General features: G+C 68.6%; 11 protein-coding genes. 6 read left to right on the plus strand and 5 right to left on the minus strand.

The window, feature by feature from the left end; all coding sequences use genetic code 11:
• Window position 1: 1 nt before the first annotated feature.
• The 4 genes from D1409_RS18250 to D1409_RS18265 all read right to left on the minus strand — a co-directional run bounded on the left by D1409_RS18250 (window position 2) and on the right by D1409_RS18265 (window position 6,004).
• The gene (locus D1409_RS18250) at window positions 2–526 is read right to left on the minus strand and encodes a nitrous oxide reductase accessory protein NosL (protein WP_235853616.1); all 525 of its coding nucleotides are present in this window, start codon (window positions 524–526) and stop codon (window positions 2–4) included.
• A 332-nt stretch (window positions 527–858) separates the two neighbouring features.
• Window positions 859–2,106: a M20 family metallopeptidase gene (locus D1409_RS18255; protein ID WP_123538432.1), complete on the minus strand. Its 1,248-nt coding sequence runs from the start codon at window positions 2,104–2,106 to the stop codon at window positions 859–861.
• 5 nt (window positions 2,107–2,111) lie between these two features.
• Window positions 2,112–2,387 carry a hypothetical protein gene (locus D1409_RS18260; RefSeq protein ID WP_123538433.1) on the minus strand — a complete coding sequence of 92 codons (276 nt, stop codon included), beginning with the start codon at window positions 2,385–2,387 and terminating at the stop codon, window positions 2,112–2,114.
• A gap of 167 nt (window positions 2,388–2,554) precedes the next feature.
• A complete protein-coding gene (locus D1409_RS18265) occupies window positions 2,555–6,004 on the minus strand; it encodes an efflux RND transporter permease subunit (RefSeq protein WP_206425116.1) in 3,450 nt (1,149 codons plus the stop codon).
• A gap of 275 nt (window positions 6,005–6,279) precedes the next feature.
• Between D1409_RS18265 and D1409_RS18270 the strand changes: the two genes are divergently transcribed.
• A complete protein-coding gene (locus D1409_RS18270; RefSeq protein ID WP_123538434.1) occupies window positions 6,280–6,921 on the plus strand; it encodes a helix-turn-helix domain-containing protein in 642 nt (213 codons plus the stop codon).
• An 83-nt stretch (window positions 6,922–7,004) separates the two neighbouring features.
• Here the strand turns inward: D1409_RS18270 and D1409_RS18275 are convergent, their stop codons facing one another.
• Window positions 7,005–7,529, minus strand: coding sequence for an ArsR/SmtB family transcription factor (locus tag D1409_RS18275; RefSeq protein WP_123538435.1), 525 nt, complete (start codon window positions 7,527–7,529; stop codon window positions 7,005–7,007).
• Between the two features lie 195 nt (window positions 7,530–7,724).
• Between D1409_RS18275 and D1409_RS18280 the strand changes: the two genes are divergently transcribed.
• From D1409_RS18280 to trxA, 5 genes are all read left to right on the plus strand, one after another.
• Window positions 7,725–7,940, plus strand: coding sequence for a heavy-metal-associated domain-containing protein (locus D1409_RS18280; protein WP_123538436.1), 216 nt, complete (start codon window positions 7,725–7,727; stop codon window positions 7,938–7,940).
• A 6-nt stretch (window positions 7,941–7,946) separates the two neighbouring features.
• Window positions 7,947–9,992: a heavy metal translocating P-type ATPase gene (locus D1409_RS18285; RefSeq protein WP_123538437.1), complete on the plus strand. Its 2,046-nt coding sequence runs from the start codon at window positions 7,947–7,949 to the stop codon at window positions 9,990–9,992.
• A gap of 81 nt (window positions 9,993–10,073) precedes the next feature.
• A complete protein-coding gene (locus tag D1409_RS18290; RefSeq protein ID WP_123538438.1) occupies window positions 10,074–10,730 on the plus strand; it encodes a hypothetical protein in 657 nt (218 codons plus the stop codon).
• 133 nt (window positions 10,731–10,863) lie between these two features.
• Complete coding sequence (locus tag D1409_RS18295) at window positions 10,864–11,283, plus strand: helix-turn-helix domain-containing protein (RefSeq protein ID WP_394339044.1); 420 nt, start codon at window positions 10,864–10,866, stop codon at window positions 11,281–11,283.
• Window positions 11,284–11,368: 85 nt separating this feature from the next.
• Window positions 11,369–11,779 carry a thioredoxin gene (gene trxA, locus D1409_RS18300; RefSeq protein ID WP_123538439.1) on the plus strand — a complete coding sequence of 137 codons (411 nt, stop codon included), beginning with the start codon at window positions 11,369–11,371 and terminating at the stop codon, window positions 11,777–11,779.
• Window positions 11,780–11,930 lie beyond the last annotated feature (151 nt).

Consider the following 11,930-nt stretch of genomic DNA (forward strand, 5'->3'; position numbering starts at 1 on the left):
GTCACGCCTGGCCGAGTTGCGCGATCGTCTCTCGCGACACGTCGCCGAACTCCGCGAGCGAGCCGCCGTACTCCGCCTGGAACGACTCCGCGTCGGCCGCCTCGGAGAAGGCCACGAGGTCGCGGCCCATCGCGCCCTTCACGTCGGAGCCGACGACGAACGTGACCGTCTCCGCGTCGACGAACGCCTCGGCCTCCGGGTGGGTCGAGAGGAGCAGGTCCCCCTCGCTCTCCGAGACCGAGTACTCGACGGCCGAGTAGTCCGTCACGTAGAACGCCTCGACCGTCCAGTCGCGGTCGAGGCGGTCGAAGTTGTACTGGAACGCCTCCCACGTGCTGTCGAACCGCGCCGGGTTGTCGTGGTCCGAGGGGCGGTTGTCCGCGTAGAAGATCTCCGCCGACGGCCCCGGGTGGTTCGGGATCACCATCCCACAGACGTCACAGCGGTCGTCGGTCGTCAGCGTGACCGAAGCGGGTCGGTCAATCGACTCGGATCCACACCCGGCGAGCGACGCCAGCACCGTCACGCCACCGACCAGCGCCCGTCGCCTGCTGATACCCGGACCCGGCCGCTCCCACGGGCGGGACTCGGCCGTCGATCCGCAATTACGACGGCTCTCACCCCCCTCGGACGATCCGCGTCGCGCGGTCGGACCACCTCCCGCTCCGGCTCGTGGTCTCGGTGCCTGTCCTCGAACCCGTCGCGTCTCGCCGTCTGGTCGGTCTCGGAACATAGATAGCCTCGAATTCGTGTCCGCTTTCACCGTCCGTACGACCGCTTCCGCGTCTACCTTTGTGTCAGTTTCTCCGAACCGAGAGCGCGCGACAGGTTAATGTCGGTCGGGCTTCGGCGAAGCCGTCAGTCGATCGAGGCCGCCAGCGCTCCCGGGACGCGAACGTAGACGAGCGCGTTGTCGACGAGCGCGTCGACGGTGATGTACTCGTCGACCGCGTGGACGGTATCGGTCCCGAACGCGAACTCCACCGTCGGAACGCCGGCGTCTCTGAGGCGCTTCGCGTCGCCGCCGCCGGTCGCGCTCCGACGGAACACCCGCTCGTCGGCCACCGACTCGGCGGTCGACGCGACCGCTTCGACGAGCGGGCTGTCTATCGGTTCCACGGTCCCGACGCTCCAGGACACGTCCGTGATGGTGATGCCCTCACAGTCGGCGACGCACTCCCGGATCTCCGAGAGCATCTCCGAGGTCTCGACCCCCGCGGTCAGCCTGATGTCGACCGCCGCACGAGCGGACTGCGGGACGCTGTTGACGGCTTCCCCGCCCTCGATGGTCCCCAGGTTGATCGACGGCGAGGCGAAGAGGGCGCGGGCGTTCGCCTCGCCCATCGTCGCCGCGTAGTACTCGACCGACTCGGCCAGTATCGGTTCCATCTCGGCGTCGACGGCCAGTTCGCGCGTCCCGAACCGGTCGCGGAGCGTCTCGACGGCCCCGTACAGTCGGTCGATCGCGTTCTCCCCGAGAATCGGCCGCGACCCGTGTGCCGCGTCGCCGCGCGCGTCGAGGGTCAGCCAGATGCTCCCGCGGTCGGCGACCGTCACCGAGTGTCGGCCCGCCTCGCAGGTCGGTTCCCCGATGACGCAGGCGTCGGCGTCGAGACGCCCCGCCTCGAGCAGCGCGGGAAGGCCGGCGTCACCGCCCACCTCTTCGTCGCTGACGAACGCGAACAGCAGGGTCACGGGCGGAGTCGTCCCGGTCTCCGCGAACGCCTCGATCGTGAACAGCATCGCGGCGAGCGGGCCCTTCATGTCCGTCGCGCCGCGTCCGTACAGACGGTCGCCGTCCCGCTCTCCGAGCGGATCGTACGACCACGCGTCGGCGTCGAACGGGACCGTGTCGAGATGTCCGTTGAACAGCAGCGTCTCGTCGGACTCGCCCGGGACCGTCACGACGAGGTTGGGTTTCGCCGGGTCGACGGCGACGCGTTCGACGTCGACGGCGAGCGGTTCGAGATACCGCTCCAGCGACGCGACGATATCGCGCGTGTCCCCGGGCGGGTTCGCGGTCTCGACCGACAGCAGATCGAGCGTGAGATCGACGATATCGTCGCGACGAGCGGTGACGTAGTCCGCGGGGCGGTCGGGACACATCGTCGTCAGTGGTCACTCCGTGGGGTCTCACGGCTTCGACGGCCGGTTCGCAGCCGATAGACGCGGTGTCCAGCAGCGATCACGCCGAGTGTGAGCGCCGTCACGACGACCTGGACGAGACCGCCGCCGAGTGCTGCCGTCGTCCCGCCGGCGGCTACGCCCCCCGCGACCCCCGTCGTCGCGGGAGCGACGAAGAGACAGCAGAGACTCAGGAGGCCGCCGATTCCGAGGAGCGACCACCGGGAGCCAGCGTCGTCAGTGTTCTCGTCAGTGGGCGACATCTGCGTTATAGTTCGCGGACCTGTCGCTTGTATCCTTGGGAAGCCGGTGTCGGAGGAGCGAGCCGTTCACCGCGGGTATCGAGCGTCCGCGGGAGCGTGGGCGCCTTCTCTATCTCGTCTACCGGGCGGTCGCGAGCGAGACGGGGGGCACATCGCCCGGGCCGCCGTCAGTCCGCTTCGAGCCAGGCGCGGCGAAGTCGGTCAAGTTCCGCGGGCGTGACATCGTCGCGCTCGACGGCCGCCTCGATGTCCGCGTCGGTGACCGTCCCCTGTTCGATCACGCGCTGGAAGACGTCTTCGACGACGGTGGCCGCCGCGTCGCCGGCGACCGAACGCCGACCGTCCTCGTCTTCGACGACACCCTCGAACCGACACACCTCGCCGTCGTCCGGCTTCCCCGGGCACTCGACCGTGTACTCGACGGTCGCCTCCGACGGCGACTCGCTGCCGTCCCAGAACACGGTCACGGTCCCGTCGCGACGGTCCACGGCGACCGGTTCCGGCGCGACTTCGAGGTCGGCGACCTCGCCCGGGACGGTCTCGCGAAGCGACAGCCGACCGCTCACGTCTCCGAGCGAGACTGTCACGGGGACGGTCCGACCGGGCAGGACGTACGGGCGACGTATCGTCCGGGTCGCGTCGCGGTCGCTCCCGTCCGCCGGGTCGCGTGATCCCGTCTCCGCGGCCGTGTCGCGTCCCGTGACCCGCGCCCAGACGGCGAGGAGGCTCGGGAGGACGAACACGCTCGCGATGAACGCGAAGACGATAGTGAGCGCGGTGATGAGTCCGAACGACCGGAGGAAGGGGAGGATCGCGACGAGCAACACGGCGAACCCGCTCGCGGTCGTCGCCGCGCTCGACAGCAGCGCGCCGCCGGTGCCGGTCACGGTCTCGCGGAGCGCCGCCCCGACCGTCTCCGTCGCGTCGAGTTCCTGATTGAACCGTTCGCTCACGTGTAGACTGTAGTCCACGCCGAGCCCGATCGTCAGGCCGGTGATCATCCCGGTGACGATGTTGAACGGAATGTCCAGCAGCGCCATCGTCCCGAGGACCCACGTCAGGGTGAACGCGACCGGAACGATCGTGACGACCCCGAGCGAGGCGCTCCCCTCGGTGAACCGGTAGGCGGCGGCGAGGACGGCCAGCACCGACACGAGCGCGACGACCAGACTCGAGAACGCCGTCTCCGCGAGCTGGTCGGCCGTGATCTGGTTGACGACGACGTCGCCCGTCGCGATCGTCGAGACGCCGTCGCCCGCGGCGTCGTCCGCGACCCACCGCAACTGGTCGTGAACGGTCGCGCCGTCGACGTCGCCGTCCACTGTCACGACCATCCGGGCGGCCCGGTAGTCGCCGTCGTCCCGATAGAGGACGTCCCCGGCCGCGTCGGGCGCAGTCCGGTAGAGTTCGTCGAAGACGGCGGTGACGTTCTCGTCGGGGACGCCGTCGCCGTCGGTATCGGCAGCCGTCAGCGTCTCGTCGAACGACTCGTTCCCCGCCGCGACGCAGTCCATCACCGTGACCGGGTCGGTGATCGCGGCCTCCCCGTCGGCGTACGTCTCCGTCGCGTCGAGGCCGCTGGCGTTCGCTCGCGCGGCGTCGAGGCGGTCGAGGGCCGCGGGGTCCGTCACGTCGCCCCGGACGAGTATCGTGGCCGTGGTGTCCTGCCTGACGAAGTCCGCGTCCAGCGTGTCGATCGCCGTCTCCGCCGTGTACGTTCCCGGCGCGATCGGGTCGGGCAACTCCTTCAGCCAGTCGGCGGGGTCCTCCGCGAGGAAGTCGGACTGTTCGAAGCTGGCGTCGATGTCCGTCGCCGCGTACGCGCCCGTCGCGCTGACGAGGAGCGCGACGGCGATGACGACGTACGGTGCTCTCGTCGCGAGCGTCGCGCCGACGCCGAGGAGCCGATTGATCGGCCCGGCCCCGGTCCCGACCGCCGGTTTCACCCGGTCGACACCCCGGTCTTCGAGGAATCCGTCGAGTTCGACCTTCAGTGCCGGGACGAGCAGCCCGAACACGAGGAGCGTGGCGACGATGCCGATGGCGCTGACGACGCCCAGCTGGCGGAAGACGGCCAGCGGACTGGTGAGATTCGACAGGAAGCCGATGACGGTCGTCGCGGTGACGTAGACGAGCGCGACCCCGACGCTGCCGAGCGCGACGGCCATCGCGCGATCGGGCGGCGTCTCGGCGGTGCCCCGGGCCTCGCGATACCGCATCACGACGTGGAGTCCGTAGTCGATGGAGAGGCCGATGAGCAGGACGAGCACGACGACGAACGGCTGGCTGAACGCGATGTCGAACCACCCCATCGCGCCGAACGTCCACACGAGGACGAGCCCGATCCCGAGGAGTCCCAGCAGGATGTCGAGCGGGTCACGGTAGACGACCACGAGCACGAGCAGGACGAATCCGATCGCCAGGGGGCCGACCAGCAGGACGCTGTCGACCATCGAGTCGGTGATCTCCGCGGACACGATGCCGTCCCCGTAGATCAGGACGGTCATCGAGTCGTCGGCGGGCGCGAGGTCGACCATGGCCGCCTGGGAGTCCTCGATCTCGGCCGGCGCGTCACCCGGTGCGAACGAGCCGCCGGGCGTCTCCTGGGTCACCACGAGCAGGGTCGCGTTGGTCTCGGCCGTTCCCGGCTCGTAGTAGTCGGGCACGAACGCGAGCGCCCGCGCCGACCGGCTCGTGTTTCCGGCGAGCACGTCCGCGGCGAGCGCGTCGACCTGCGAGTCGTCGAGCGACCGGAGCTCGTCGATCTGGGCCTCCAGATCCGGGTCGAGATCGGTCAGTTCCCGTCTGTCCTCCGAAAGCGCGGCGTACTCCTCGGCGAGTATCCGCTGGGTGAGGTTCCCGGTTCCCGTCCCGTTCTGGCCCACGGTCGCCGCGTCTCCGTCGGAATCAGCACCGCTGGCCCCGTTCGCAGTGGTCGCGTTTGCAGCAGTCGCGTTCGCAGTCGTCGCGTCCCCTGCGGTCGTGTCACCAGCGGTCGCGTTCGCAGCAGTCGCGTCTCCACCGGCCGCATTCCCGCCGGTCGCCGTCCGGCGCTGTTCGACGGCGTCCGCGAAGCGCGCGTAGTGCTCCTCGGTGAGGTCGACCGGGGTGTTCGCGTCGACGTCGTCGAACGCGGCGCGGACGCTGGCGTTCGGGTCGCGGGCGAGCGAATCGAGGGCGTCGTCGAGCGCCCCCTCCGTCTCGGCGAGTTCGTCCTCGCGGGTCCGAAGCTCTTCGGCCCGTTCTTCCCGGATCGACGTCGTCGCGATCAGGTTCGCGACGCTCCGCGTCGAGTCGTTCGCGACGAGCGTGTCGCCGACCGTCTCGTTCTCCCGGAGCGTCCGCTCGTACTCGAGTATCGAACGGAGCGTCTCCCGGTCGAGGACGTCCTCGTCCCGGACGACGACCTGTGCGGACGTCGTCCCGGCCGTCCCCCCGGAGAAGTTCGCGTCGACGTACTCGAGGGCGTCGGCCTCGTCGGCGTCGGTCTGGAACTGGTCGAGGGAACTCGAACGCTCGACCATCGGGATACCGGCGGCGGCGACCGCGGACGCGACGAGCACGACCGCGACGACGAGCCTGGCGTTGTCCGTGATCCACTCGCTCGCATCGACCATTATCGAACACTCTCCCGACGAGTCGCGACCGTGGTCGGTTCACGGGGCCCGGACCGGTCGCCGCCCGCGAGGCGAACCAGCCCACCGGAGCCGTAAAAACGGGTGACTCGAACGGGCGGCTTCGGCGTGTCTCTCGCCGCACGTGCAGGTTCTATCGGCATTACGCGACTGTACGGCCCCGGGGCGCGTAGTCTCCAGTACGAACGATTCAGTGAGTGGCTAACATATTCGCCACTGGTGTTATTCTGAGTGGTCCGCTAGGGGAGCTACCGGTAATGCCCCACGCGAAACTCACCATCGACATCCCGGAGCACACCTGGATCGGCGACATCTCCGCCGCCCATCCGGAGCTAGTGTTCCAGGTCGTCACCAGCATCCCGGGAGACGGGACCGGGATCGGGCTCGTCCGACTCGTCGCGACCGATCCGCTGCCGATCATCACCGACATCCAGGACCGGGACGACGTCGAGAGCCTCGAACTGCTCTGGAAACACGACGACGAGGCGCTCCTCCAGATACAGACGGTGAACCCGCTCCCGCTCCTCCCGGTCTGGCGGGCCGGCGTCCCGCTCAAGATGCCCTTCGACATCCAGAACGGGCAGGCGACGTGGGAGGTGACGACGTCGACGAGCCGCCTCTCGAACCTCCGCACGCAACTCGACGACCTCGGGATCTCCTTTGCCATCGAACACGTCCGTGAGATCGACGCGAGCCAGGCGGACCGCCTGCTGACCGACCGCCAGCAGGAGGTGCTGCTGGCCGCGGTCGAAGCGGGGTACTACCGCGCGCCCCGGGAGGCGACGCTGGGCGACGTGGCCGACGCGCTCGGCGTCGCGAACGCGACGTGCAGCGACGTGCTCCATCGCGCCGAGGGCCACATCGTCGACTGGTTCGTCGACGAACACGTGGACGTGTAAAATCGGCGGGACGGCGGCTCGTGGCGACGACGGCTCGTAACGACGGTGGCTCACGAGGCGGTGAACGTGCCGCGGGAGTGCGATTACGACTCTCGACGCGCACGGACGAACGCGCGTCTGAGGACGGTGAGGAGGACGTACGTCTCGTACTTCTGGGTCCGGCAGTGTTCGCAGGGTTGCATGTCCGCGACGATCTCCTCGATCGAGTCGTCGTACTCGTCGGTGAGGGTGGTCAGCGCGTCGGTGATCTGGGGCTGGACGGCGTCGACCATCTCCGCGACCGCGGCGTCGGCCGAGTCCGGCAGGGAGTACGAGAGGACGATCGTGTTCGCGTGATAGTACTTGGTCGTGCCGCCGCGGCCCTCCTCGAACCGGACGACGTCGACCAGCCCGGCGTCACGGAGCTCGTTGATGTGGTGTCGGACGGTGTTCTCCGTCCGGTCGACACCGCGGTCCGCGAGTCGCTCGTGGACCTCCCCCGCGGTCCGCGCCTCGTCGGAGAGGATGTCGAGCACCATCGCTCGCATCGGCTCGTCGATGGCGTCCGAGACCCTGGTGTCCCTGACCGCGATGTCTTCGATCTGCCCGTCGCGAGGTGACGATGTCATACGGGGATGGATGCGACCGCCCGGGAAAAATGCAGTGTGCGCTCTCACGACGAGGGAATCCCGGCAGCGACCCGCTCCCGGCCCCGCCGGGAAAGCACGAGACGACCCGTTTGACCGCTCCGACCGGTCGTCTCTGCGTTCAAACATATCATATAAAAAATACTTATGGCGATACGGGCGGTATCTAGCACTGTCATGAGCCAAACGACCCAGTTCCGAGTGATGGACTTCGACTGTCCGACCTGCGCGAGCACGGTCGAGCGCGCCCTCTCGAACGTCGAGGGCGTCGAGGACGTCGAGATCCACTACACGACCGGGCGCGTCGAGATCCACTACGACGACGGCGTCGCCGACCCCGACACGTTCGCACAGACGATCGAGAACCAGGGGTACACGCCCCAGCCGGCCTGAAACTCCATGAAGGCGCGATCGATACGGCTGTACTATCGGAAGCACCGCAAAGCCGTCGTCACGGCGACGAGCGGGCTGCTCTACGGAGGCGGGTGGGGCGTCGGCTACCTCACCGGACTCGACACGGCGAGTGCCGCGATCCTCGTCCTCGCGACGGTCGTCGGCGGGTACGACATCGCCAGGACGGCCTACCACGAGGTGACGAACCGAACGCTCGGCATCAAGACCCTGGTGACGCTCGCGGCCGTGGGCGCCGTCGTCATCGGCGAGTACTGGGAAGCCGCGGCCGTCGTCTTCCTGTTCAGCCTCGGGAGCTACCTCGAAGGGCGGACGATGCGCAAGACGCGCACCGCCCTCCAGGAGCTACTCGAGCTCGCCCCGGACACCGCCACCGTCCGCCGCGACGGGCGACTGCAGGAAGTGCCCGCTCGCGAGGTCGAACCGGGGGAGGTCGTCGTCGTGAAACCCGGCGAGAAGATCCCGGTCGACGGGGACGTCGTCGACGGCGAGAGCGCGGTCAATCAGGCGCCGGTGACGGGCGAGAGCGCGCCCGTCCACAAGGCCGACGGAGACGAGGTGTACGCCGGTACGGTCAACCGGGAGGGGGCGCTCGAGGTCAGGACGACCGGCGCGGGGTCGGATACGACGCTGCAGCGGATCATCCGCCGCGTCGAGGAAGCCCAGGAGGCCCAGTCTCCGACGGCGAGCCTGATCGACCGGTTCGCGACGTACTACACGCCGGCCGTCGTCGCGCTGGCCATTGGCGCGTACGCGGTCACCCAGAACGCGATCCTGTCGCTGACGCTGCTGGTGATCGGGTGTCCCGGCGCCCTCGTCATCGGGCCGCCGGTCAGCGTCGTCTCCGCCATCGGGAACGCCGCCCGGTCGGGCGTCCTGCTGAAGGGCGGCGAACACCTCGAACGCGCCGGCACGATCGACCTCGTCGCCTTCGACAAGACGGGGACGCTCACGACGGGCGACCCCACCGTCGCCGACGTCGAGGGCTTCGGTAGCGACGACGACGAGGTGCTCGAACTCGCGGCGACCGCCGAGAAGAAGAGCGAACACCACCTCGCCGACGCCATCGTCGAGGCGGCCCGCGAGCGGCCGACGACAGCGACCGACGGCGGCGAGCGGACCGCTGGTTCGCGAGGGTCGTCGACCCACCGGTCTGACGGCGCCACGGCGGCGGTTCGCGAGGGCGACGCGACTGCAGTTCGCGAGGCCGAGGCGAACGCCGGGGCGAGATCGATCCCCGACCCGGAGGCCTTCGAGGTGGTCGCCGGGAAAGGCGTCGTCGCCCGCGCCGACGGTCACGAGATCGTCGTCGGGAATCGCGCGCTGCTCGACGAGCGCGACGTCGAGATCGAAGAGGCCGTCGCGGAGTACGTCCGCGAGCGCGAAGAGCGCGGAGAGACGGCCGTCCACGTGGTCAGGGACGGGACCGTCGTCGGAGTGATAGCCATCCGTGACGAACTCCGAGCGGCCGCGCCCGCCGTCGTCGCGGACCTCCGGGCCGCCGGCATCGAGACGGTGATGCTCACCGGCGACAACGAACGCACGGCCGCCGCAGTCGCCAGGGAGGCCGGTTTCACCGGCCTCCGAAAACGTGGCGGCGACGCCGCCACGCAGGAGGTCGGCATCGACGACTACCGCGCCGAACTGCTCCCCGAGGACAAGCAGACCGCCGTCGAGGCGTATCAGGCCGACGGCCACGTCGTCGCGATGGTCGGCGACGGCATCAACGACGCTCCCTCGCTCGCCACCGCCGACGTCGGTATCGCGATGGGCGCGGCGGGCACGGACACCGCCATCGAGACGGCCGACGTGGCGCTGATGGCCGACGACCTCGAACGAATCCCGTACGCGGTCTCGCTCAGCAAGGCGACGCGGTGGAACGTCCTCGAGAACGTCGGCCTCGCGGTGGTGACCGTGACGGTGCTGCTCGCCGGCGTGCTCACGAGCTACGTCACACTCGCCACCGGGATGCTCGTCCACGAGGCCAGCGTCCTCGCCGTCATCCTCAACGGGATGCGACTGCTCCGGTACTGACTCGAACCCGACACCGAGAAGACGCGCAACACCGACTCGACACGGAACACCGACTCGGCACAACATCCACACGACACAACAATGACTGAAACAACGACCGCGACCGACTCGAACCGCGCTACGACCGACTGGGCCGTCGACTACGACGCCGACCCGATCGCGATCCGCGACCCGGTGGCAGAAGCCCTCGGCGTCCTCGACCCCGGCGATCCGTTCGTCGTCACCTACGAGGACGCGGTGAAAGCGGCGGGCCACTCCTGTCCGACCGCCGCGGGCGCCTACCGGATCGTCCAGACCGGGCTCGACGCCCTCTACCCCGACGACCACCCCGTTCGGAGCGACATCGAGGTCCGGGTCGCAGGCCCCCGTGACGACGCGACCTACGGCGTGATGGGGCGCATCGTCTCGTACGTGACCGGCGCGGCCGAAGACGACGGGTTCGGCGGACTCGCCGGCGGCTACGGCGGCCGGCGCGACCTCCTGACGTTCGACGCCTTCGAACCGGACAGCCCGGACCCGACGTTCCGCTTCCGGCGGACCGACACGGACGAGACTGTCGAGGTCTCCTACCACGTGCGCGACGTTCCTGACGGTGGGCCGGCGGTCGGACACCTCCAGCGGATTCTCGACGGGTCGGCGAGCGAGGAGCAGCGGAGCGCCTTCGCCGAGGCCTGGCACCGGCGCGTTCGGGTCGTCCTGACCCGGGACGCCCTGTTCACCGTCGAACAGATAGACTGAGCCGACTACGACGCTCGTTCGCACCGGACGGGGCAGACGCTCTCGAATAGAGGCGCCGACGACACACCGGAATATCGTAGTATTGTGGAGTTCGGGAACAGCTTTAATCGGCTGGGCCCGCCTACGTTTCGGTATGGTGGTCGCTTCGGTGCGCGAAGACCTCGAACGGGACATGGGGTGTCTCGACCTGCTGGAGTGCATCCACGGGCTCAACGAGCGCGACCGGACCGTCTTTCAGATACTGCAACGGGCGGACGACCCGCTGACCGTCGACGACGTCGCGGACCGATCGGGGTGTGACCGGTCGACCGCGTATCGCTCGATATCACGACTTCTCGAGGCTGGCGTCGTCGTACAGCGGCAGGTAAACTACGACGACGGCGGGTACTACCACGTGTATCGACCGAGCACACCCGAGGAGGTCGCTCGCGACATGCGGCGACTGCTCAACGACTGGTACGCGACCGTCGCCCGGCTCGTTCAGGAGTTCGAGCATAACTGCGGCCGAGACACGGACGAGCGGAAGACTCAGTCGTTGCAGCACCGTTCCTGAGCCGAGTCTGCCTCGTCTCGTGCGACGACAGTATTGTGAAAACTATACAAAATACATAAGTCGTCCCGGTGCGAACGGGACTCCGATGGCTGACGATATCGAGGAGATCCGTCGACAGAAACTGGAGGAGCTGCGGAGTAGGGAGACGGACCGTGCCGACGAGTCGGAACCGCGGAGTCCGTCCGAACCGATATCGGTCGACGGAACCGAGGAGTTGACCGAGACTGTCACCGAGCACGACGTCGTGCTGGCCGACTTCTACGCCGACTGGTGCGGACCGTGCCAGATGCTCGAACCGGTCGTCGAGACGGTCGCCGCCGAGACCGACGCGACCGTGGCGAAAGTCGACGTCGACGCGAACCAGCAACTCGCCGCCGAGTACGGCGTCCGAGGCGTCCCGACGCTCGTCCTGTTCGCCGACGGACAGCCGGTCGAACGACTCGCCGGAATGCAGGACGAAGCACGGCTCCGCTCGGTGATCGAAGCGCACGCTTGATCGGGCCTCGGCCGACGAACGCGCCGACACGGACCAGCACCTGTCGGCCCCGATGATCGAGGCTGTCGAAACCGCGGTGTCGTAGATAGCTCGAGGGAACAAACGTGATTCTCGGCCGGTAGATCGCAACGTCTATCAGACGATGCGAAGT

It is taken from the genome of Halosimplex salinum, assembly GCF_003730195.1.
Lineage (GTDB): Archaea > Halobacteriota > Halobacteria > Halobacteriales > Haloarculaceae > Halosimplex > Halosimplex salinum.

Coding starts and splice junctions, on each gene's coding strand:
- D1409_RS18275 (WP_123538435.1), bottom strand. CDS start 7,529: ATGACATCGTCACCTCGCGACGGGCAGATCGAAGACATCGCGGTCAGG.
- trxA (WP_123538439.1), top strand. CDS start 11,369: ATGGCTGACGATATCGAGGAGATCCGTCGACAGAAACTGGAGGAGCTG.
- D1409_RS18280 (WP_123538436.1), top strand. CDS start 7,725: ATGAGCCAAACGACCCAGTTCCGAGTGATGGACTTCGACTGTCCGACC.
- D1409_RS18270 (WP_123538434.1), top strand. CDS start 6,280: ATGCCCCACGCGAAACTCACCATCGACATCCCGGAGCACACCTGGATC.
- D1409_RS18265 (WP_206425116.1), bottom strand. CDS start 6,004: ATGGTCGATGCGAGCGAGTGGATCACGGACAACGCCAGGCTCGTCGTC.
- D1409_RS18290 (WP_123538438.1), top strand. CDS start 10,074: ATGACTGAAACAACGACCGCGACCGACTCGAACCGCGCTACGACCGAC.
- D1409_RS18260 (WP_123538433.1), bottom strand. CDS start 2,387: ATGTCGCCCACTGACGAGAACACTGACGACGCTGGCTCCCGGTGGTCG.
- D1409_RS18285 (WP_123538437.1), top strand. CDS start 7,947: ATGAAGGCGCGATCGATACGGCTGTACTATCGGAAGCACCGCAAAGCC.
- D1409_RS18295 (WP_394339044.1), top strand. CDS start 10,864: ATGGTGGTCGCTTCGGTGCGCGAAGACCTCGAACGGGACATGGGGTGT.
- D1409_RS18255 (WP_123538432.1), bottom strand. CDS start 2,106: ATGTGTCCCGACCGCCCCGCGGACTACGTCACCGCTCGTCGCGACGAT.